Below are 22,174 nucleotides of genomic sequence, written 5' to 3'. Positions count from 1 at the left end.
AAGGCGCCGCTCGTCGAGATCATCCCGGGCAAGGGGTCGGGCCAGCTGAAGAAGCACGTCCTGCGGTTCCTCGAGCGCAAGGACGTCAAGGCGCTTGCCGGCCCGGGGAGCCGGCAAGGGGGCTTTCTTTCACGACGACGTCAGAAGCCCGCCGTCACCTTCGTGAAGTCCCAGTCGTTCTGGGCGATGCCGCTGCAGGCCGACTGCACGCCACCGCCAGGACAACCACGATCCCGGTTCACCGACCAGAACGCCAGCCTGCCGAGGTGATTCGTCTTGGCCCAGTTGGTGATCTGGGTCCAGGTCGACAGATCGGTCAGCTCCTGCTGGTCGGACAGGCCGTTCATGCCCGAGATGCCGACGTGGCTGTACGCCGTGGCGTCGCTCCACCCGAACGTCGACTTCAGCTTGTCGCGCAAGCCGTTCGCCGCGTTCACCGTGCTCTGGTACATGTTCGAGCCGCCGCCGAAGTCGAACGGCATGATCGTGTACACGTCCACGTTCGCGCCGAGGGCCTTCGACTGGTCGATGAGCCGGTTGCCGTAGTAGTTCGGGCCGGTCGTCGACGTGCCGAACGTCAGGATGGTCTGCACGCCCGGGTTGTTCTGCTTGACGATCTTCAGCGCGCCCAGGATGCGGTCCTGCACGGCCTCGTTCTCGAACTCGTCGGAGTTCTCGATGTCGATGTCGATCGCCTTCAGCCCGTACGCGTTGATCACCTGCTGGTACGCACCCGCCAGCGCGGCCGGCGTCGAGCAGTTCGGGCCGAGCTTGTTGCCGCTCCAGCCGCCGAACGACGGGACGACCTGGCCACCCGCCGCCTTGATCTGCGAGATCGCGGTGGCGTCGGCGCTGCCCGAAAGCGGACGGCTGCTGTCCCACGCCGGGTTGCAGCCACCGGAGGCGTTGATGAACGCCATGGTGAACCACTTGACGCCGGTCGCGTTCATCACCGTCTGCGGGTTGGGCGGGCTGCCCCAGCCCATGTAGAGGTACGGCGCGCCCTTGCCACCGGTCCCCGGCGGCGGGGTCGTGGTCGGCGGGGGCGTCGTCGTAGGCGGCGGTGTGGTGGCCGGGGGTGTCCCCCCGGCCGCACACGACCCACCGTTGAGCTTGCAGTTCGACGGCGCGACGTACGAACCCGAGTACGCGACGTTGAAGCCGAAGCTCGCGCTACCGCCGTTGCCGACGTTGCCGTTCCACGTGTTCTTGACCGTGACGTGCTGGCCGGACGCCGTGTAGCTGCCGTCCCACAGCGACGAGATCTTCGCGCCGCTCGGCAGGTCGAACTCGACGGTCCAGGTCGCCAGCGTGGAACCCGAGCCGTTGGCGATCGTGTACTTGCCCTCGTAGCCGGTGCCCCAGTCGGAGCCCTTGGTGAAGGTCGCGGACACGCCGCCCGCCGCGTTCGCCGGAGCGATCACGAACATCGCGGTGATCGTGGCGGCCGCGGCCGCCAGCCCGAGTGTGGGCAACCACCGGCGCGTCACGACAGGCCGTTCTTCATCGCGGAGATGAGCTCGCCGCCGGTCGTGTCACCGGTCAGCTCCCAGAAGAAGGCGCCGCCGAGGCCCTGCTGCTTGGCGTAGGACATCTTCCCGCCGATGGTCGCCGGGGTGTCGTAGCTCCACCAGTTGCTGCCGCACTTCGCGTACGCGGTGCCGGCGAAGGTGCCGGTCGACGGGCAGGTGTTCTTGAGGACCTTGTAGTCCTCGATACCCTGCTCGTACGTGCCCGGCGCGGGACCGGTTGCGGTGCCACCCGGTGTCGACTGAGTGACGCCGGTCCAGCCGCGGCCGTAGAACCCGATGCCCAGCAACAGCTTGCTCGACGGGACGCCCTTGCTCTTCAGCTTCTGGATCGCCGCGTCGGAGTAGAAGCCCGGCGTCGGGATGCCGCTGAAGTTGGTCAGCGGCGAGTGCGGAGCCGTCGGACCCTGCGCCGCCCAGGCGCCGAAGTAGTCGTAGGTCATGACGTTGTACCAGTCGACGTACTGCGCGGCGCCGCCGTAGTCGGCGACGTCGAGCTTGCCGCCGTTGCTGCCGTCGGCCGTGATCGCCGAGGTGATCAGGAACGACGAGCCGAACTTCGAGCGCAGCGCGCCCATCAGGTTCTTGTAGGCCGCGGCACCGCTGGTGTCACAGGAAAGGCCGCAGGAGTTGGGGTACTCCCAGTCGATGTCGATGCCGTCCCAGATGTCCGCCCAGCGCGGGTCCTTGAGCAGGTTGTAGCAGGACTGCGCGAACGCGGCCGCGTTCTGCGACGCCTGGCCGAAGCCGCCGGAGTAGGTCCAGCCGCCGAACGACCAGATCACCTTGAGGCCCGGGTGCAGCTTCTTCAGCTTGCGCAGCTGGTTGAAGTTGCCGGCGACCGGCTGGTCCCAGGTGTCGGCGACGCCGTCGACGCTGCCCGCCGCGTCGTAGGTCTTCTGGTAGTCGGCGTACGGGTCGTCGTTCGCCGTGCACTGGCCGTTCTTCACGTTGCCGAACGCGTAGTTGATGTGCGTCAGCTTGCTGGCCGAACCCGACGTCTCGATGTTCTTGACGTGGTAGTTGCGGCCGTAGACGCCCCACTGCACGAAGTAGCCGACGTTCTTCAGGCCACCCGGCGGGGGCGGCGTGGTGGTCGTCGGCGGCGTGGTCGGGGTGGTCGGCGTCGTCGGGGTGGTCGTCGGCTGGGTCGGCGTCGTCGGCGTGGTGGTGGGGGTGCCACCGCCGGCGTCGCAGGAGCCGCCGTTCAGCTTGCAGTTCGCCGGCGCGGAGTAGGTGCCGGAGTAGCTGACGTTGAAGCCGAAGCTGGCGGTCGAGCCGTTGCCGACGTTGCCGTTCCAGCTGTTCTTGACGGTGACGTGCTGGCCGGCCGCGGTGTAGCTGCCGTCCCAGAGGGAGGCGATCTTCGCGCCGGACGGGAGGTCGAACTCGACCGTCCAGCTGGCCAGCGTGGAGCCGGAGCCGTTGTTGATCGTGTACTTGCCTTCATAGCCGGTGCCCCAGTCGGAGCCCTTGGTGAAGCTGGCGCCAACACCACCGGCGGCGCTCGCCGGCACGGTGACGAGACCGACCGCGATCGCGCCGACCGCGGTGAATAGACCGAGGAGGTGCCATCTCTTTCTGGACATCGCTCTCCTTTGAACCAGGTAAGGGAACGGCGTGACCACCACAGGCGGGGACCGGGTGGTGTTTATGCACCGTTTGCGAAGACGTTACGTGGTCCAGACCAATTAGGGAAGCACAACCACGGAGAGTGCCGAAGGGCAGCTGACCAGCTCGGACGAAGGTGAGTTCACTGGTCCAGTCCAGTTACGCAAAGCAGCCGAGTCAGGTGCACACCGGCTCGTGTGTGGGCTGTTCGATTCAACGCCCCGAGGGCGGTCCCCAGCCGGGGTACGGCTGCCGCGGCGGCTGGTTCCCGGCAGGCGAGTGGCTCGCGACGGCCGGTTTCCCGACAACACAAAGGAGCCCCCTCTTGCGAGGGGGCTCCAGTGCTGTCTCAACCAGACGTGCGCCCGAAGGGATTCGAACCCCTGACCTTCTGATCCGTAGTCAGATGCTCTATCCAGCTGAGCTACGGGCGCGTGTTCAGTTGTTCTCTAACCTAGCACCCGGCGAACCGGGTACCAGCGGAGGCTCCGGGATTTGAACCCGGGAGGGGGGGTTACCCCCAACCGCATTAGCAGTGCGGCGCCATAGACCAGACTAGGCGAAGCCTCCTGGGCCCAACGACCACTGCTCAGATAGGTTACACACCCCCCGATCACCCTCCGACAGCACCCCCCTCACGCTCGTTGCAGCAGCCTGAGCAGGCGCGGGGACCTTCCGCCGAGGCCTTCCGCCTCGAACGTCGCGATGCCCACCCGGGGCAGTTCGCGCACTCCCGGGTACACCAAGTACCGGGGCACCCAGCGCGGCTGGAACTTCTCGTTGAACTTGTACAGCGTCTCGATCTGGATCCAGCGTGAAAAGAAGTGCAGCACCTTGGCGGACATGCGCGCCACCGGGCCGGCGCCGATGCGCCTGCCCTGTTCCATCAACGAGCGGAACGCTGCGAAGTTGAGGGACACCTGCTCGACGCCGTGCTTCTCCGCGGCCAGCAGGAGCTCCGAAATCATCAGCTCGTTGACGCCGTTGTCGGCCGTGCGGTCGCGGCGCATGACGTCCAGCGAAAGGCCCGTCGCGCCCCACGGCACGAACTGGAGCACGCCGCGCACCTGACCGCCCTGCTCGGCCGTCACCAGCACCGAACCCGCGTCGCCCATGCGGCCCAGCGCCATCGAAAAGCCACGCTCGGTGTCCGTGCCGCGCCACTTCGCCGCCAGCGTCACCAGCTCGGCCAGTTCACCGGGACGCAGGTCCTCGGCCCGGCGCACCAGCACCTTGTAGCCCGCGCGCTTCGTGCGGGCCGCGGCCTGGCGGACGCCGCGCATGACGCGTCCGTCCAAGGTGAAGTCCCCGACGTCGACGACCGCTTCGTCGCCGATCTCCAGTACTTCCAGGCCGAACCGGGCCCAGACCGTCGCGCCCAGCTCCGAGACGCCCATCGCCGCCGGGACCCAGCCGTTGCGGCGGCAGACTTCCAGGTACTCCTCGATCGCGCCCGGCCACGCCTCGTGGTCGCCGAGCGGGTCGGCCGAGCACAGCGCCACCCCGGCGATCACGCGGTAGGTCACCGCGGCCTTGCCCGTCTTCGAGAACACCGCGAACTTGTCCCGCCGCAACGCGAAGTAGCCGAGCGAGTCCCGGTCGCCGTGTTCGTCCAGCAGCTTGCGCAGGCGGCCGACCTCCTCATCGGACAGCCGGGGCGCCGGCTCGGCCGAGCGCAGCAGGAAGTACGCCGAGACCAGGGTCGCGGCGAGCCCGAACAGCAGCCCGACGGCCGCGGTCATGTCCTCCAGCCACATCTGGTGGAACACCGCGGGCCCGCTGGCGCCGACCAGCGCGAGCGCCGACTCCGCCAGCCGGTCCGGGAAGCTCATCGGCTCGAGCACGGCCCGGGACGCCACCGACAGCAGGATGACGTTGATCGCGAACCCGGCCAGCGCCAGCTGCAGGAACACCCGCACCGCGCGCCAGCGGCCGACCACCGGGTCCGGCTTCGCGACGAAATAACGCCGGCTCGCGATCAGGCCCACCAGCAGCACGACCGAGACCAGCCCGGCGCCGAAGACGTGCCGGAGCCCGATGTGGGACACCGTGAGCAGCACCGTCGCGCCGATCGCCAGCTGCCAGGCCCGGCGCTTGCGGCGGCGCAAGCCCGCGGCCAGCAGCACCAGCAGCACGCCCGTGACCAGCGCGACGGTCGCGGCCGCGACCGTCGCCTCCTGCGGCAGCTCCAGCCACTCCGACAGGTGCCCGCGCAGGTTCCGGCGCCCGGCCGGCACCAGGACCGACACGAGTGTCATCAGTCCGGCCAGCCGGGTCACCCAGGTGATCACCCCCACGGTGGTGGTCCCCGCCACCCGCCAGGTGGTCTGCGCGCGTGTCGCCGTCACCACCTGTGCAACCCGTTGTGGACGATCATGCTTCCCCCATTCACCCCCCGGCGAGCTCCACGAACGGCGTCAACGCCGCCGGGTTGGCCAGCGCGTCACGGCTGACCGCCCGGTCAGGAGCCACACCGGCCAGGATCTTCTTCACCGGTACCTCACACTTCTTACCGTTCAAGGTACGAGGAATCTCCTGAACCACGACGAACCGATCGGGTACATGCCTCGGTGACAGCGCGCTACGGAGCTCCTTCTTCAGCCGGGGCTCGACGTCTTCGAGCGCGACGCCGCCGGTGAGCACCAGGAAACAGATCAGCTGCCCGTCGTCGTTGCCGGCCGCCGAAGTGTCCACGACCAGGGAATCCGCGACCTCGTCGTAGCCCTCGACGACCCGGTAGAACTCCGCCGTGCCCATCCGGACGCCGCCGCGGTTGAGCGTCGAGTCGCTGCGGCCGTAGATCACCGCCGAGCCGCGGCCGGTGACGCGGATCCAGTCGCCGTGGCGCCAGAGGCCCGGGTACATCTCGAAGTACGCCTCACGCAGGCGCGAGCCGTCCGGGTCGTTCCAGAAGAACACCGGCATCGACGGCATCGGCTTGGTGATCACCAGCTCGCCGACCTGCTCGACGACGGCGTTCCCGGCTTCGTCGAACGCGTTGACCGCGGCGCCCAGCGCCGGGCAGGACAGCTCCCCCAGCCACACCGGCACGTCGGGCGCCGACGCGACGAACGCCGCGCACAGGTCGGTGCCGCCGGAAACCGAGCAGATCTGGACCTTCTTCCCGACCTCGTCCACGATCCACCGGAAACCCTCGACGCTCAGCGGTGCCCCGGTCGAGCCGAGCGCGCGCAACGCCGTCAGGTCGTAGCGCTCGGCCGGCTTGATGCCCGCCTTCAGGCAGCTCTGGATGAACGGCGCCGACGTCCCGAAGTACGTGACGCGGTGCTGCTCGGCCAGGTGCCACAGCGCGTTGAGGTCGGGATGCCCGGGACTGCCGTCGTAGAGCACGATCGTCGTGCCGACCAGCAGGCCGGAGATGAGGAAGTTCCACATCATCCAGCCGGTGGTGCTGAACCAGAAGAACCGGTCACCCGGCCCGAGGTCGGTCTGCAGCGCGAGGGCCTTGAGGTGCTCCAGCGTGATGCCGCCGTGGCCGTGCACGATGCCCTTGGGCAGGCCGGTGGTGCCGGAGGAGTAGAGCACCCACAGCGGGTGCGCGAAGTCGACCGGCTCGAACAGCAGCGGCGCGCCTTCGTTCGCCGCGAGCAGCTCGGCCCAGTCGAGCGCGCCGTCCATCCGTCCTTCGCCGACGTACTCGACGAGCACGGTCGCGGCCAGCGACGGCAGCTTCGCCTGCAGGTCGGCCACCGTCGTCCGGATGTCGAACTGACGGCCGTTGTACGCGTAGGCGTTGACCGCGAAGAGCACCTTCGGCTCGATCTGCACGAAGCGGTCGGCGACCGCGCGGACGCCGAAGTCCGGCGAGCACGACGACCAGATCGCCCCGATGCTCGCCGCGGCGAGGAACGCGACCAGCGTCTGCGGGCAGTTCGGGGCCAGCGCGACGACGCGGTCACCCTTGCCGACGCCCAGGTCCAGGAACGCCGCCCGCGCGGCCGCGACCTGCGCGCGGAGCTTGCCGTACGTCAGGTGCTCCGCGAAGCCGTCTTCGCGGTGGAAGATCACCGCGGTCTCGTCGTCACCCTTCGCGGCGCCCGCGACGCCGGGGGTGAGCGCGTGTTCGGCGTAGTTCAGCGTGGCGCCCTCGAACCAGACGGCGTCCGGCATCTCGCCGGAGAGCACCTCGCGCGGCTGGTCGTGCCAGCGGACGCCGAGGAAGTCCGCGACCGCCGCCCAGAACTCCGGGACGCGCCCGACCGAAAACTCCCAGAGCGTGCGGTAGTCGTCCACCTCGACGCCGCGCTCGGCGCGCAGCCACTGGCGGAAGGCCTCGATCTTGCTGTCGGCAACGTGGCTCGGCTCAGGGCGCCAGAGCACTTCGGGGGCGTCGGCGGTGTGCGTCACCTCACGACTGTAATCCCGCCTACCGCAGGTGCGCGTCGAACCAATTCAGGGTGCGCTGCCAGGCCTCGGCGGCCGCGCCCGGGTCGGCGTCGAAGCGGTGGTTCGCGCCCGGGTAGTGGACGACGTTCGTGGCGACCTTCGCCGACGCCGCCGCGTCGCGCAGCCGCTCGACCTCGGCGCCGCCCGCTTCGTCGCCGGCGTCGCCGTACATGCCGAGCCACGGGCTGGTGAGCCTCCCGGCGATCTCGACCAGCGCGGGCAGTTCCGCGGCCTGCTGCCCTCCGACGCTGACGGCGGCACCCAGCCTGCGGTGCGAAGCGACGACGAGCGCCGCGGTGCCGCCGAGGTCGAACCCCATGACGCCGAGCAGATCGGCCTCGACGCCGCGTTCGACGAGCCAGGCGAGTGTGATGTCCGTCGCGTCGAGCAGGTCCTGCTGCGTGAGCTCCGCGTTTTCGAGGTGCGGGGTGACGGTCAGCCAGCCCTCGAGGGCGAGGCTGGCGAGGAGCATCTTGACGCCGTCGGTGACCCCGTCCGCCTCGTGCAGCACCACCAAACCGCCGCGTAGCGCGCCTTCGGGTGCCGAGAAGGTGAGGCGCAGCGCGCGGCCGTCGGTGCGCTGGTAGTCCACGGTGCTGGTCGACGTCATACGTCACTCAATCACTTCGAGGTGAACGGAAGGAACCCATTCTGTCAGCCCTGCCGGTCACATACCGCCTGAAGGGAGTCGCGGGGCGGCGGGCGGAAAAGATACGGTGACCGGGTCGTCCCGTTCAATCGGAGGAGCGCCGAAGATGTCGTCCGTGTCCCCTCGTGCCGATCTCGAATCGTTGCCGAAATACATTCCCGGCCGGACGATCGAAGGCGCGATCAAGCTGGCGAGCAACGAGGTGCCCGGCGGTGCGCTGCCGAGCGTCGCGCGGGCGATCGCCGAAGCCGCCGCGGGCATCAACCGCTACCCGGACACCGGCTCGCAGGCCCTGCGCGAGCGGCTGGCGCGCGACCTGGACGTGCCGGTGGAGCGCGTCGCCATCGGCTGCGGCTCGGTCTCCCTGTGCCAGCAGACGATCCAGGCGGTCTGCGCCCCCGGCGAAGAGGTGATTTTCGCCTGGCGCTCGTTCGAGGCGTACCCGATCGTCACGCAGGTGGCGAACGCCGTGTCGGTGAAGGTCCCGATCACCGAGGGCCAGGAGCTCGACCTCGACGCGATGCTCGCGGCGATCACCGAAAAGACGCGCGTGGTCTTCGTCTGCAACCCGAACAACCCGACCGGCACGGCGGTGCGGCGCGCGGAGCTGGAGCGGTTCCTCGACGCCGTCCCGGAGCACGTGCTGGTGGTGCTGGACGAGGCGTACAAGGAGTTCGTCACCGATCCCGAGGTGCCCGACGGCGTCGAGTACACGCGGACGCGCTCGAACGTCATGGTGCTGCGGACGTTCTCGAAGGCGTACGGCCTCGCGGGGCTGCGCGTCGGATACGCCGTCGCGCCCGAGCCGATCGCCGACGCGCTTCGCCAGGTGTACGTCGCCTTCTCGGTGAACATGCTGGCCCAGGTGGCCGCGCTGGCGTCGCTCGACGCGGCGGACGAGCTGCTCGCGCGCTGCGACGAGATCGTCGCCGAGCGCGGGCGGGTGCGGGACGCGCTGCTCGAAGCCGGCTACCGGGTGCCCGAGACGCAGGCGAACTTCGTCTGGCTGCCGCTGGGTGACCAGGCGGTGCCGTTCGCCGAGCACGCGCTGGACCGCAAGCTGGTGGTGCGCCCGTTCGCCGGCGACGGCGTACGCGTGACGATCGGGACCCGCGAGGAGAACGACCTCTTCCTGGCCGCGGCGCGCGACTTCAGCCGCTGAACTGCTTGACCACCAGCTGGATCACGGCGGCGACGCCGATCACGACGATCACGCCGCGCAGCACCGCCGGCGGCAGCTTCCGGCCGATCTTCGCGCCGAGGAAGCCGCCGGCGGTCGACCCGACGGCCAGCCAGAGCACCACGGGCCAGCTGATCGGCGCGACGAACGCGTAGATCACCCCGGCGACGACGTTCACCACGGCGGCGAGGACGTTCTTGACGCCGTTGAGCTTCTGCAGCGGTTCGGACAGCAGCATCCCCATGACCGCCATCAGCATCACGCCCTGCGCGGCGGTGAAGTAGCCGCCGTAGATGCCGATGAGGAAGATGAGGAACATCAGCAGTGGGCCGGCTTTGTGCTCGGCGCCGTTTTCTTCACGCCGCTTCGCGACCCACTTCGACACCTTCGGCTGCACGATCACGAGGATCACGGCCAGGCCGACGAGCACGGGCACGACGGCTTCGAAGGCATCCTTCGGCAGCGACAGCAGCAGGATGGTGCCACCGATGGCACCGAGGAAAGACGCGACGGCGAACTTCGCGACCTGCGGCCAGTAGCCGGCCAGCTCGTGCCGGTAGCCCCAGGCACCGCTAAGGGTCCCGGGCGCGAGACCGATGGCGTTGGACGTCGTCGCCGTCACCGGCGGATATCCCAGCGCGACGAGGACGGGGAAGGTGACGAGAGTCCCCGACCCGACGACGGCGTTGATGGTGCCCGCCCAGATCCCGGCGACGACGATGATCGCCGCGTGCCACCACGTCATGAAGCATTCACGTGCGGAGCCTAAGCATCGTGAGCCGGTCCCGCGACGCAGATGTGTCCGGTCGGACACTCACCGCGGGCCGCCTCCTTCTCCGGGACCGGGTTGGTCCAGCTCAGCGGCCCGGTGCCCGGCGCGCCGACGATCGGGAGAAGCCAGGTCCTTGAACCGCGCGGTCATGCTGCTTCTTCCGGTACGTGAGCTGGAATGACTTCCGACGCCACCCTCCAGCCCAAAGCGCCGTACAACCCTCGCCCCGCTTCCGAGGCCAGCAGGACGCTCGACTGTGCTCCGGCCGCGACGCCCAGGCGGTGCATCACGACCCGGCCGAGGCCGCGACGCCGGTGTTCGGGCTCCGTGACGATCCGGTCGAACACCGCCACCCCCGATGCCACCGCGACCCAGCCGCGCGCGGCCGGCGCGCCCTCGGCCGTCACCGATGCCTCCCACACCGGGCCCTCGCCGGTCACCGTCACCGAGTACCCCGCCGGAACCTCGGCGGGCACGAAGGCGCCGTCGAAGGTCATCAAGTACTCCGTCTCCCCCGCCTCCCATTCCGTTGTCAGGCCCGCGAGCACCGAGGCCCGCGAGCCGCACGTCTTCAGCCACGTGCCCGGCGCGGCCACCGTCCGCGCCCGGGTGGCCACCGTCGACGGCGACCGCAGCAGGTAGCGGACGCGGTGCCGCGGCAAGCCCACGTCTACGCGGAAGCCGTCCGGCTCCTCCACCGGCGGCGGCACCTCTCGCGACACCGCCCAGCCCCGCACCCACGCCCCCAGGATGTCCATGCCGGTGATCATGACAGTCACCACCGACAGTTTCCGGAGCTGAGAAGATGGGCGCGTGGACACCGAGCAGGTCTGGAGCGCGACCGTCGACCGGCTGCGGTCGCTGATCGACTCCGGGAAGCTGCCGCCGGGCTCCCGGCTGCCCGCCGAACGCGTCCTGTGCGAGGACCTCGGCATCAGCCGCGGTTCGCTGCGGCAGGCGCTGCGCGTCCTCGACTCCATCGGCTACGTCCGGATCCGGGCCGGCTCCGGCACCTACGTCCGTGAGCAGCAGGAACAGCCGCTGCGGACCTGGTTCACCGAGCACGACCAGCTCGTCGAAAAGCTCTTCGACCTGCGTGCGACCGTCGAGCCGACCCTCGCCGAACGGCTCGCCCGGCAGGCGACCGCGAAGACCGTGAGCCGGCTCGAGGACAACGTCGCCGAGATGGCGCGGGCCGCCGAAGACGGCGACATGCTGCACGTCATCGCCGCCGACGCCGAGTTCCACCGGGTGATCGCGCAGAACGCCGGCAACGACGACGTCGCCGGGCTGCTGCGGTCCGTGCTCGCCCTGGTCGGCGAGGAGCGGCGGGCGGCGCTGCGGCTGCCCGGCCAGATCCGCAAGGCCGTCGACGACCACCGCGCGATCCTCGACGCCATCCGCCGGTCCGACCCCGCCGCGGCCCGTGAGCTGACCCTCAAGCACCTGGTCGACGCCAAGACCTACGCGCACGACTTCGCCGCGCACCCCGAAGAGCGCTAGACTTTTCACAACATTATGAAAGTTTTGGGGGTCGTGATGGAGAAGGTGCACTTCACCGAAGAAAAAGCCACCATGCTGGCCACGCTCTACGGCCGCGCGCTCGACAGCCGCGAAGCCGACCCGGTGCTCGGCGACCACGCCGCCGACGAAGCCGTCCGGCAGATCGACTACGACTTCGCCAAGCTCGGGATCACCCGCGACAGCGCCGCGAGCGTCGTCCTCCGGGCCAAGCCGATCGACGAGTGGGCCGCCGAGTACCTGCGGCAGCACCCGGACGCGATCGTGCTGCACCTCGGCGCCGGCATGGACACGCGCTTCCAGCGGCTCGCCCCGCCGGAGACGGTCCACTGGTACGACGTCGACTACCCCGAGGTCGTCGAGCTGCGCGAGAAGCTCTACGCGGCCGCGCCGAACCACACGAACATCGGCACGTCGGTGACGGATTTCGGGTGGCTCGACCAGGTGCCGTCGGACCGCCCGGCGCTGATCGTCGCCGAGGGCCTGACCATGTACCTGACCCCGGAGGACGGCACCGAGCTGATCCGCCGGCTGGTCGCGAAGTTCCCGTCGGGCGAGCTGATCTGCGACGTCTTCAGCAAGTTCGGCATCAAGGCCCAGAAGCTGAACACCCCGGTCCGGCGCGCGAAGGCGACCCTGCACTGGGGCATCGACGACCCGCGCGAACTGGAGCGCCTCGGCCTCGACCTGATGTCCTCTTTGGACGCGTCGCACTGGGCCGACCCGGAGGTGATGGCCCGGCTGCGGGCGTCCACCCGGTTCCAGCTGCGGATGCTGAAGTACTTCCCGCCACTGGCGCGGATGGCCCACATCGTGCGGTACCGCTTCTGACGCGGCTCCGCCCGTACGATCGAGGCCGTGCGCAAGATCGGCAACTTCCGGGTGGTGTTGCGCACCAGCCTGGGCTTCGCCGGCCTCGGGCTCGGCTCCAGCGTCGCCGGGTCCGCGGTCGTCGCGCTGCTTCTCCTGCTGCAGGGCCTGCCCGGCGACGTCGGCGACCGCGGGTGGATCCTCGGGCTGACCGCCGCCGGGATCGTCGCCGTCTCGCTGCTCGCCGGGACGCTGTGGACCGCTTGGCTGCAGCGCCGCACCGCGATCTGGTTCGTGCTCGGCCGGCCGCCGTCGGAAAGCGAAGCCAAGCGCGCGCTGCGGCTGCCCGTCGACATGGCCGTCGTCAGCGGCACCCTCTGGCTGATCGGCACCGTCGTCCTCAGCGTGCTGGCCGGCGTGCTCGGCTCCGGCGAAGACGCTGTCGGCATGGCGACCGTCATCGGGCTCGGCGGCCTCACCACCGTCGGCCTCACCTACCTCGCCGCCGAGTGGGTGGCGCGGCCGGTGATGACGATCGCGCTGGAGGTCCTGCCGCCGAGCGGGTCGCTGCCCGTCACCGTGCTCACCCGGCTCGTCGTCACCTGGGCGCTGGCCAGCGGCGTCCCGTTCGTCGGCGTCCTGCTCGTCGCGACGCCACCGGAACTCGGCTCCGGCAACCACACCGCCAGCCTGATCATGTTGTCGGTGATCGGCCTCGGCGTCGGCGCGATCGGCACCGCCCTGCTGGCCAGGGCCGTCGCGGCGCCGCTGCACCGGCTGCGCGTCGCCCTCGACCGGATCGCGCGCGGCGACAACGACGTCACCGTCGACGTCGACGACTCCAGCGAGATCGGCCTGCTCCAGACGTCGGTCAACCAGCTCGCCGCCGGCCTGCGCGAGCAGGCGCGGATGCGGGACCTCTTCGGCAGGCACGTCGGGGCCGACGTCGCCCGGCACGCGCTGGAGTACGGCGCGTCCCTGTCCGGCGACGTCCGCGAGGTCACGGCGTTGTTCGTGGACGTCGTCGACTCGACCGCGCTCGCCTACCGCACGCCTCCGGAGGAGCTCGTCGAGAAGCTGAACCGGCTGTTCGCCGCGGTCGTCTCCGCGGTCGGCGCGCGCGGCGGGCTGGTCAACAAGTTCCAGGGCGACGCCGCGTTGTGCATCTTCGGCGCGCCGACGCGGCTCGCGGACGGGCCGACCGCCGCGCTGGCCGCGGCCCGCGCGATCCGGGACGCGGTGTGCGCGAACGGCGAGCTCGACCTGGGCATCGGCGTCTCGAGCGGCCCGGTGTTCGCCGGGCAGCTCGGCACCAGCAGCCGGCTCGAGTACACCGTGATCGGCGACGCCGTCAACGAGGCCGCCCGGCTGACCGAGCTGGCCAAGGCGGTGCCGTCACGGATCCTGGCCAGCGACGCCGTCGTCTCGGCGGCGCTGCCGAGCGAAGGCGCGAACTGGGTGAAGCACGGCGAGCTGGAGCTGCGGGGCCGCCAGGAGCCGACGCCGACTTGGACAGCCGGCCCGGAACGTCAGGACAGCTGACCCAGGTCCGGCCAGCGCAGCACCGTCGAGCCCCAGGTCAAGCCCGCGCCGAACGCGCTGAGCAGCACGCGGTGCCCGGCGACGAGGGTGCCGTCGGCCCGCGCGTCGGCCAGGGCGAGCGGGATGGACGCGGCGCTGGTGTTGCCGACGCGGTCGATGTTGGCGACGACGGCGTCGGCCGGCATGCCGAGCTGCTTCGCCGTCGCCTGGAGGATCCGGATGTTCGCCTGGTGCCCGACGAACCGGTCGACGTCGCCGACCATCCAGCCCGCGCGCTCCAGCACGGTCCGCGACGACTCCGCCATCCGCGCGCAGGCGTGCCGGAACACCGCGGTGCCCTGCATCGCGAGGAAGCGGTCGCTCGGCTGGTCGGACAGCCGCCGTCGCGCGCCGCCGGCTTCGACCCACAGCAGGTCGGCGAGCTCACCCTCGCTGTGCAGGTCGAACGGCCCGAACGCGCCGGGCTCGTCCGCGTCGCCGGCCCGCAGGAGGACCGCGCCCGCGCCGTCGCCGAAGATCGGGACGGTCGTGCGGTCTTCGGGGTCGATGAGCGTGGTGAAGGTGTCGGCGCCGATCACGAGCACGCGCTCGGCGATGCCGCCCGCGATGAACCCCGCCGCCGTGGCCAGCGCGTAGACGAACCCGCTGCAGACGGCGTTGACGTCGAAGGCCGCGGCCGTGCCGAGCCCGAGCCGGGCCGCGACCTGCGGCGCGCTGGCCGGGCAGGGCTGGTCGGGGGTCGACGTGGCGAGGACGACGACGTCGGCGGAGCGCCCCGCGAGGGCTTCGCGGCCCGCCCCGACCGCGAGGTCCACAGTGGACTCGTCGGGTCCGGCGACGCGGCGCTCCCGGATGCCGGTGCGGGTCCGGATCCACTCGTCGGTGGTGTCGAGCCGGGCGGCGATCTCGTCGTTGCCCAGGACCGTCGTCGGCAACCACGAACCGATTCCGGTCAGCACGGCGGCAGGTGCGGGCACGGGAGAGCCTCCCCACGCCGGGGGTTGGCGGAGCGACCGGCTGGTCTTCCACTTCTATGCGCTACCCCCTGGTAGACCCGTGAGTTGTGTTCCAGGTCACTGAAAAAGTTGTTTCACTTTCCCCTCGAACGGAGTAGTGAGCGACGTCACGCAAGAGTGAGCGCGCAGCGAACGCCCGGCGGATTGTCGGAGGTCCCGGCTAGCCTGCTGGAGTGCAGACTCCCGACCTCGACCAGCTGGACATCGCCATCCTCGCCTGCCTCCAGGAGGACGCCCGCACCATCGCCGAGACGATCGGTGCGAAGGTCGGCCTCTCCGCCGCGGCGGTGCAACGGCGGATCAAGCGGCTGCGCGAAGCGGGGGTCATCGAGCGCGAGGTCGCGGTGCTGTCGCCGGAGGCGCTCGGGCTGAGCATGACGTTCGTCGTCATGGTCGAGATGGAGCGGGAGAACCTCGCGGTCCTGGACGCGTTCCGGCGCCAGATCCTCGCCGACGACTGCGTCCAGCAGTGCTACTACGTCACCGGCAACGCGGACTTCGTGCTGGTCGTGACGTGCCCGGACATGGCGGGCTTCGAGGCGTTCACCCGGCGGATGTTCTTCGACAACCCGAACGTCCGGCACTTCACGACGAGCGTGGCGATGGACCGTGTGAAGGTCGGGCTCGGCCTGCCGCTGGGCCCGTAGCGAAGCGATATCCTGGAGCGCTTTCCACCTGGGGGACGCATGCTTCGGAATCGCCGGATCTTCCTGATCGCGACCTTGATCGACGCGCTCGGCAGCGGGCTCTGGGTGCCGTTCGCGCTGCTGTTCCTGGTGCACGGCCAGGGCATGGGCCTGCTCGACGCCGGGACGTCGCTGAGCACCGGCGCGCTGCTGGCGCTCGTCAGCGGCCCGGCGACCGGGGCGGCCATGGACCGGTTCGGGCCGCGGGCGCTGCTCGTCGCCGGGAACGTCGTCCGGCTCGTGGCCTTCAGCGCGTACCCACTGGTCCACACCAGCTGGCAGGTGATCGCCGTGTCGGTGGTCGCCGGCTTCGGCGACCGGCTGTTCTGGACGTGCAACGCGCCGATGGTCGCCCGGCTCACGTCCGGCAGCGAGACCGACCGCATGCTGGCGACGCCGACGGTCGGACGCTTCGCCGGCGCGGGCATCGGCGCGGCGGCGACCGCGGTGCTGCCGACGATCACGAGCCCGTGGGCGTTCCACTTGCTCGCGTACGTGAACGCGGCGAGCTTCGCCCTCGCGGCGGTCCTGATCCGGCTGCTCCCGCCAAGCGGCGGCCCGGAGGCGGAGCTTTCACGGGAAAGCTCCGCTTCGGGGAGCTGGCGGGCGGTGCTGACCGACCGGCCATTCATGGGCTTCTGCGTCACCCACACGGCTTTCACGCTCGCCAGCGCGAGCAAGTTCGCCGTGCTCCCCATCGTCGTGCGGGATCTCCTGCACGGTCCACAGTGGATCGCCGGGACCGCGATCACGCTCGGCACGGTGGTCGTCGTGACCACGCAGCGCCCGATCGTCGCGCTGCTCGCCGGGCGCAGCCGGACCGCGGCGCTCATCGGCGCCGCGACGCTGTTCGCGGTTTCCTTCGCCCTGCTGATCCCGTTGGAAATGGTCCCCCTGCGCGTCGCCGCCGGGCTGATCCTGGTGACGAGCCTCGGCTTCTCCGTCGCGGAGGCGATGTTCGGCCCCACCGGCACCGCGACGGCGGCCGCGGCCGCGCCGGCCGGCGCCGAAGGCCGGGCCAGCTCGATCTTCCAGCTCTCCTGGGGCCTGCCGGTGGCCCTCGCCCCCGGCCTGCTGGCCGTCCTGCTCAGCGTGAGCAACGCGCTGACCTGGTCGGTACTGGCCCTGACCTGCGCGGCGGCGATCCCGGCGCTGCTCGTGCTGCGGAGGAAGCTCCCCGGAGCCCTGCGCGAACCGTCACCAGCAGTCGCCGCCTGAACGCAAGGGGTATGTGCCAGGCGTTACACCACAATGGACGGATGCAACCGATCAAGTGAACGTGAGAGTTTCTCCGTCATGACCGCAGGGCCTGGTCATCTCCTCCTCGAACAGTTCGCGCCGCGCGAACCGCCACCGGACTCCAGGAGGGGCCATGCAGACCGACGCCGTTCACCAGAGCCAGTTCGTGGTGCTGAACGAGAGCACCACGCCCGTCCTGTCCCGCCTCTCCTACCACGCCGACGAGCCGTTCGCGGTCACCGTGGCGTTCCGGACCGAGCGCGGCCGGTGGATCGAATGGACCTTCGCGCGTGACCTCCTCGTGTCCGGCCTCGACGAGCCGGCCGGCCTGGGTGACGTCCGGGTCCGCCCGGACCTGTCCGACGACGAAGACTTCCTCACCCTCGAAATCGAGTCACCGGACGGCTATGCGTCGTTCGAGCTGGAGATCGAAGACATTCGGACGTTCCTCGAGGCGTCCTACGAGCTGGTGCCGCTCGGCGAAGAGAGCGCGCACTTCGACGTCGACGGGCTGATCGAGGAGATCAGCAACGTCTGACCCTGAACCTCCCATTCCCGCGGCGAGGACGAAGGGCGGGTTTCGAGTGCGCTGGAGGCACTCGAAACCCGCCCTTTCGCTGTTTCCGGGAGGGATCAGCTGGTCTTCAGCGTGGTGCCGGTGCCCGAAAGCGCGCCGGCGATCGGGTAGAAGTACGTCACGCTCGTGTTGCCGCCGGACAGGACGCCCTGCGCGTAGTTGCCGGCGATGAAGCCGCCGCCGGAGTCACCGGCCGCCGAGCGGACGTTGGTCGCGGTCATGCCGTTGACCGTGCCCTCGGCGTAGCGGACGCTCTGGTTCTTCGCGCCGATGGTGCCGCAGGTCCAGCCGGTGGTCGAGCCGGCCTTGCAGACCGACGAGCCGGTCGCCGCGTTCGACGACCCGCGCACCGCGGTGCCGTTGTTCATCTGCGCGACCGGGGTCCAGCTGCTGTTGGTCCGGACCGCGGCGTAGTCGACGCCGGGGAAGCGGTAGGTGATCCAGCTGCCGAGCGCCGCGCCGTTCGAGCCCGTCAGCGAGCCGCCGCCGGTGAGCGCGCCGCAGTGTCCGGCGGTGACGAACCCGGTGGTCGTCGCGAAGCCGACCGAGCAGCGTGACGAGCCACCGATGTAGTAGGCGTCACCGCCGCGGATGTTGGCGTGCAGCGTCGGCTTCGAAGCCGTCTCGAGGATCGTGACCGACGACTTGTCCACACCGGACTGGGTGAGGAACGTGTCGGCCGCGCCGCGCTGGCCCTGCAGCACCGTGACCGTGACGCGGTTGGTGGCGGCGTCGACGCCCCAGCCGGTGATCGCGTACGGGGCCGCGCTGTCGCGGGCGTTCAGGGTGTCCACAGTGGAGTCGAGCTGGCGGGCGCCGAACTTCACGACCTCCGCCTCGGCCCCGGACGCCTGGATCTTGGCGACGTCGGCGGCGTTCGTGGTCTGGATGTGCGCCTTGCCCGTGGCGGCGTTGTAGGTGGCGCCGCCGAACGCGTCACCGAGCGTCGCGCTGACGGCCTCGGTGACCTTGGTCGCGACGTCCTCGTTCTTCAGCCGCGTCAGCACCTGGTCGTGCGTCAGGCCGAGGTCGCGCTGCATGGCGGGCACGATGTCCGGGTTCAGCAGGTCCTGTCCCGACGCGGGGACGGCGATCGCGACGAGCGCGCCCGTCGTCATCACCGCGGCGGCAGCGGCACCGAAGAGTCTGGCGATCTTCATGCTTCTCCCTAGGTGGTTACGCGCGGCTCTGCACCGGCCACGCAGTGGTACTCCCCCGGGTGAGGGTCCCCGCAGTGGGCGTTACGGTGCAATCCGGGCACCCGGCGAATGGGTATACGCATTCACCCCGGACGTATCCCCTGCTCCAAGCGGTCCCGGCCGCGCGTTGTCACCCGGTCGGACAGGTCCTTAAGTAGGGTTTCCGTAGACTACTTTCGGTAGTCGTCACCCCTCCCGGAACGCGTTATGTACGGCCGGAACGGGCTGCGCACCAGCGTTTCGCACGCGCTGTGTCCCGGGAGCGGCGAATCCCGTGGCAAACCGGTGACAGCCGGTAGGCGGACGTGTGAGGGCGGTACCGACCACCTATTCGGTTAATGGTTTACGGACCGATCAACGCTGCTTAGGCTCCGCGCACAGCCCCCGGTGTACGTCGAGGAGGTCCGTATGTGGTTGACGGCTCCCCGCCCCACCTCGGTGTCCGTCCGGTCGGGACCCGCCCGGCTGACCGGCCGCGACACCGAGCTGGACGCCATCGTCGACGTGCTGAAGCGCCGCCCGGCCGCGGTCCTGATCGAGGGCGAACCCGGCATGGGCCGCACCCGGCTGCTGGCCGAGATCGGGCGGCGCAAGGAGTTCGAAGGCAGCCGCGTCCTCACCGGCGCTTGCCAGCCGTTGCGGGAACCCTTTCCCTACGGTCCCGTCCTGGAAGCGCTTCGCGCGGTGGGTGACACGCCGCTCGGCCCGCTCAGCCCGGTCGCCGGCGTGCTGCGGCCGCTGCTGCCGGAACTCGCGGAAGCGCTTCCCCCGCGGCCCGAGCCCCTCGCCGACCCGGTCGCCGAACGCCACCGCGTCTTCCGCGCGGTGCGGGAGCTCCTGCGGGCGTGCGGACCGGCACTCGTGCTGATCGACGACCTGCAGTGGGCCGACGAGGACACCCGCGACCTCATGCGGTTCCTCGCCGGCACGATGCCGCCGGAGCTGGCGGTGGTCGCCACCTTCCGGTCGGCGACCGACGTCCGTCCCGGCCCGCTCGGTGCTCCGTTCCGGACCGACCCGGCCGTCCATTCCGCGCGTGTCGCGCTAGGCGCGCTCGACGTCACCGCGGTGCGCAAGCTCGCGGTCGAGATCCTCGAACTGCCCCGCGTCACCGACGAGTTCGCGGCGAAGCTGCACGAATGCACCGCCGGGATCCCGTTCGTGGTCGAAGAAACGCTGCGGGCCCTGCGCGAAGCGGCCGAGCGGCTGCCGGTCGGTGAGGTCCTCTCCGACCGGATGCTGGAGAACCTCGAAGTCCCGGTGTTGCTGAGGGAAGCCGTCACCGAACGGCTTTCCGCGCTGCCGGAGCCGGCGGTGCGGCTGGCCGGCGCGGCCGCGGTGCTCGGCGTCGGCGCCGAAGCCGGCGTGCTCGGCGAGCTGGCCGGGCTGTCGGACGACGTCCTCCGCACCGCGCTGCTCGCGGCGCTGTCCGGCGGAGTGCTCGGCGAGGTCGGCGACGGCAAGTACGGCTTCCGGCACCCGTTGGCGCGCAAGGCGGTCTACGACACGGTGACCGGCCCCGAGCGCGCGTTGCTGCACGCGCAGGCGATCCGCGTGCTCGCCGCGCAGCCGTCCCCGCCGCTCACGCTGCTGGCCCGGCACTCCCGCGCGGCCGGCCGCGTCGACCAGTGGCGCCACTACGCCGAAGCCGCCGCGGACGAGGCCGTCACGCGCGGCGAGACGTCCCGCGCGATCGACCTCCTGCAGTCGGTGCTGGCCGAGCCCGGCCCGGCGCAGTCCGACGCCGGGCGCGTCGCCGGCAAGCTGAGCCAGGTCGCGCTGCGGGGGTTCCGGCCCGACGTGATCGGCACGCTCGAGCGCGTCCTCGAAGAGGTGACGCTGCCGCCGTCGGTCCGCGGCTCGATCCGGCTGAGCCTCGGCATGCTGCAGGTCCGGACCCTCGGCGGGCTCGGCCGCGGCCGCCTCGAAGTCGAGCGCGCGATCGGCGAGCTGACCGACCGGCCCGACCTCGCCGCGCGCGGGATCACGCTGCTCGCGCAGCCGATCGACGGGCTGACGCCGTTGTCGTGGCACGAATCCTGGCGCGCCCGCGCGACTGAGGTGTACGAGCGGCTCGACGACCCCGAGCTGCGGCTCGCGCTGACGGCCGATCGCATCGCGGCGGCGTCCCACGTCGGCGACGGCTCGGCGTGGGCGGAGTTCGAAGCGCTGCCGGACACCGTCGGCACGGTCGCCGAGCGCGTCCAGCTGGCCCGGCTGTGGTGCAACCTCGCCGACGGCCAGTCGTGGGCCGGTCACCTCGACCGGGCGGAACGGCTGGTGACCGAGGGCGTCCGGCGCGCGACCGACGCGGGCGCGCTGTACGCGATCGGCCTGATCCAGGGCACTCGCGTCCGGCTGGACTGGGTGCGCGGGCGCTGGAGCGGGCTCGCCGAAGCCGCGGAGCAGCTGCGCGACAGCTATCCGGAGCTCGGCCCGATCGTCATGGAGTCGTCGCTGGTGCTCGGTGGGCTGGCGGCCGTGCGCGGCGAGTTCGCCGCCGCGCAACGGCACCTGACCGCGGCGAGCGTGCACGCGCCGGACCGCGGGCCGATCCCGGTGGTGCTCTCGGCGGCCGGGGTCCTGATCACGGTGCTGCTCGCGACCGACGACGTCGACGGCGCGTGCGCGGCGGCCGACACGGCGGTGGCCGCGGCCGGGCGCAAGGGCGTCTGGATCTGGGCGGCGGCGCTGGTCCCGGCGGCGGCGCAGGCGTACGCACGGGCCGGGCGCTGGCCGGAAGCCGACAACGTGGTCGAGGCGTTCGCCCGCGGCATCGAAGACCGCGACGCCCCGGTCGCGACGGCGGCGTTGATCGCCGGCCGGGCGGTGTTGCTGGAGGCACGCGGCAAGCAGCTGGCCGCGGCGGCGCTGTTCGACGAAGCGGCGGCGGGGTACGCGGCCTTGCCGATGCCGTACCCGGCGACGGGCATGCGCGAGCGGGCGGCGATGTGCCGCCTGGCGGCGGGCAACCGGGACGCGGTCGAGGAGCTGACGGCGGCGGCCGAGGCGTACGAACAGCTGGGCGCGACGCGGGATGCCGGCCGGTGCCGTCACCAGCTGCGCGAGCACGGCGCTTGGGCGCCGTCGCAACGCGGGCGGCGCGGGTACGGGAGCGAGTTGTCCCCGCGGGAGCGCGAAGTGGCGCGGATGCTGGCGGAAGGCCGGACGAACCGGGAGATCGCGGACGGGCTGTTCCTCTCGCCGCGAACGGTGGAACAGCACGTGGCGAAGGTCCTGCGCAAGCTGGGCGCGCGGTCCCGGACGGATGTCGCGCGCAAGCTGCCGGGCGAAGTCACCACGGCCCCGGCCGGCTGAGTGCGGCTTTAACGTGAAAGCGGCGGTGGGTGACCAGCGCCCCGATGTGGCGTCCGGTTGCGCGGCACGCACCCGGCGTGGCGCTGGGGCGAGCGTTGGCGGAGGCGGCGGGAGAGTC

At 70.9% G+C, this 22,174-nt stretch carries 17 protein-coding genes and 2 tRNA genes; 8 read left to right on the top strand and 11 right to left on the bottom strand.

All coding sequences use genetic code 11. The annotated features are described in order from the left end of the window. Positions 1-140: 140 nt before the first annotated feature. The 7 genes from ABZ342_RS36890 to ABZ342_RS36860 all read right to left on the bottom strand — a co-directional run bounded on the left by ABZ342_RS36890 (position 141) and on the right by ABZ342_RS36860 (position 8,157). Complete coding sequence (locus ABZ342_RS36890) at positions 141-1,490, bottom strand: cellulose binding domain-containing protein (protein ID WP_360483218.1); 1,350 nt, start codon at positions 1,488-1,490, stop codon at positions 141-143. Beyond that, positions 1,487-3,118: a glycosyl hydrolase family 18 protein gene (locus ABZ342_RS36885; protein ID WP_360483215.1), complete on the bottom strand. Its 1,632-nt coding sequence runs from the start codon at positions 3,116-3,118 to the stop codon at positions 1,487-1,489. The genes ABZ342_RS36890 and ABZ342_RS36885 overlap by 4 nt, the downstream gene beginning before the upstream one ends. 382 nt (positions 3,119-3,500) lie before the next feature. Further along, positions 3,501-3,574, bottom strand: a tRNA-Arg gene (locus ABZ342_RS36880). A 46-nt stretch (positions 3,575-3,620) separates the two neighbouring features. Further along, a tRNA-Ser gene (locus ABZ342_RS36875) sits at positions 3,621-3,710 on the bottom strand. A gap of 65 nt (positions 3,711-3,775) precedes the next feature. After that, entirely contained in the window at positions 3,776-5,491 is a 1,716-nt protein-coding gene (locus tag ABZ342_RS36870; protein ID WP_155548545.1) for a phosphatidylglycerol lysyltransferase domain-containing protein, read from the bottom strand. 37 nt (positions 5,492-5,528) lie between these two features. Beyond that, on the bottom strand, positions 5,529-7,508 hold the full coding sequence (locus ABZ342_RS36865) for an acetoacetate--CoA ligase (RefSeq protein ID WP_360483212.1): 1,980 nt from the start codon (positions 7,506-7,508) through the stop codon (positions 5,529-5,531). A 19-nt stretch (positions 7,509-7,527) separates the two neighbouring features. After that, the gene (locus tag ABZ342_RS36860; RefSeq protein WP_360483209.1) at positions 7,528-8,157 is read right to left on the bottom strand and encodes a dienelactone hydrolase family protein; all 630 of its coding nucleotides are present in this window, start codon (positions 8,155-8,157) and stop codon (positions 7,528-7,530) included. A 145-nt stretch (positions 8,158-8,302) separates the two neighbouring features. Between ABZ342_RS36860 and hisC the strand changes: the two genes are divergently transcribed. Then, a complete protein-coding gene (gene hisC / locus ABZ342_RS36855; protein WP_155548542.1) occupies positions 8,303-9,358 on the top strand; it encodes a histidinol-phosphate transaminase in 1,056 nt (351 codons plus the stop codon). On the opposite strand, the gene ABZ342_RS36850 is transcribed toward hisC, so the two are convergent. After that, the gene (locus ABZ342_RS36850) at positions 9,348-10,121 is read right to left on the bottom strand and encodes a sulfite exporter TauE/SafE family protein (protein WP_360483205.1); all 774 of its coding nucleotides are present in this window, start codon (positions 10,119-10,121) and stop codon (positions 9,348-9,350) included. The two genes, hisC and ABZ342_RS36850, sit on opposite strands and share 11 nt — an antisense overlap. A 173-nt stretch (positions 10,122-10,294) precedes the next feature. Continuing rightward, the gene (locus tag ABZ342_RS36845) at positions 10,295-10,918 is read right to left on the bottom strand and encodes a GNAT family N-acetyltransferase (RefSeq protein ID WP_360483227.1); all 624 of its coding nucleotides are present in this window, start codon (positions 10,916-10,918) and stop codon (positions 10,295-10,297) included. A 43-nt stretch (positions 10,919-10,961) separates the two neighbouring features. Between ABZ342_RS36845 and ABZ342_RS36840 the strand changes: the two genes are divergently transcribed. From ABZ342_RS36840 to ABZ342_RS36830, 3 genes are read left to right on the top strand one after another with little or no spacing between them, the layout of a single operon-like run. Beyond that, entirely contained in the window at positions 10,962-11,651 is a 690-nt protein-coding gene (locus ABZ342_RS36840) for a FadR/GntR family transcriptional regulator (protein ID WP_155548539.1), read from the top strand. 15 nt (positions 11,652-11,666) lie between these two features. Next, on the top strand, positions 11,667-12,500 hold the full coding sequence (locus ABZ342_RS36835) for a class I SAM-dependent methyltransferase (RefSeq protein WP_360483202.1): 834 nt from the start codon (positions 11,667-11,669) through the stop codon (positions 12,498-12,500). 27 nt (positions 12,501-12,527) lie between these two features. Then, positions 12,528-14,021: an adenylate/guanylate cyclase domain-containing protein gene (locus ABZ342_RS36830; RefSeq protein WP_155548537.1), complete on the top strand. Its 1,494-nt coding sequence runs from the start codon at positions 12,528-12,530 to the stop codon at positions 14,019-14,021. Here the strand turns inward: ABZ342_RS36830 and ABZ342_RS36825 are convergent. Continuing rightward, on the bottom strand, positions 14,009-14,998 hold the full coding sequence (locus tag ABZ342_RS36825; RefSeq protein ID WP_360483198.1) for a beta-ketoacyl-ACP synthase III: 990 nt from the start codon (positions 14,996-14,998) through the stop codon (positions 14,009-14,011). The genes ABZ342_RS36830 and ABZ342_RS36825 overlap by 13 nt on opposite strands. Positions 14,999-15,210: 212 nt before the next feature. Here ABZ342_RS36825 and ABZ342_RS36820 point away from each other — a divergent pair, with 212 nt between their 5' ends. The 3 genes from ABZ342_RS36820 to ABZ342_RS36810 all read left to right on the top strand — a co-directional run bounded on the left by ABZ342_RS36820 (position 15,211) and on the right by ABZ342_RS36810 (position 17,500). Beyond that, on the top strand, positions 15,211-15,684 hold the full coding sequence (locus ABZ342_RS36820; protein ID WP_155548535.1) for an Lrp/AsnC family transcriptional regulator: 474 nt from the start codon (positions 15,211-15,213) through the stop codon (positions 15,682-15,684). Between the two features lie 39 nt (positions 15,685-15,723). Then, positions 15,724-16,941 (top strand): MFS transporter, encoded by a 1,218-nt coding sequence (locus ABZ342_RS36815; protein ID WP_360483195.1) that lies wholly within the window; start codon positions 15,724-15,726, stop codon positions 16,939-16,941. A gap of 154 nt (positions 16,942-17,095) precedes the next feature. Beyond that, the gene (locus ABZ342_RS36810) at positions 17,096-17,500 is read left to right on the top strand and encodes an SsgA family sporulation/cell division regulator (protein WP_155548533.1); all 405 of its coding nucleotides are present in this window, start codon (positions 17,096-17,098) and stop codon (positions 17,498-17,500) included. Between the two features lie 95 nt (positions 17,501-17,595). Here ABZ342_RS36810 and ABZ342_RS36805 read toward each other — a convergent pair whose 3' ends face one another. Further along, positions 17,596-18,699 (bottom strand): S1 family peptidase, encoded by a 1,104-nt coding sequence (locus ABZ342_RS36805; protein WP_360483192.1) that lies wholly within the window; start codon positions 18,697-18,699, stop codon positions 17,596-17,598. Between the two features lie 447 nt (positions 18,700-19,146). On the opposite strand from ABZ342_RS36805, the gene ABZ342_RS36800 reads away from it, so the two are divergent. Beyond that, positions 19,147-22,056 (top strand): AAA family ATPase, encoded by a 2,910-nt coding sequence (locus tag ABZ342_RS36800; protein WP_360483189.1) that lies wholly within the window; start codon positions 19,147-19,149, stop codon positions 22,054-22,056. Positions 22,057-22,174 lie beyond the last annotated feature (118 nt).

This window comes from Amycolatopsis sp. NPDC005961, assembly GCF_040629235.1.
Lineage (GTDB): Bacteria > Actinomycetota > Actinomycetes > Mycobacteriales > Pseudonocardiaceae > Amycolatopsis > Amycolatopsis camponoti.
This window is presented reverse-complemented; position numbering and strand designations above follow the sequence as displayed.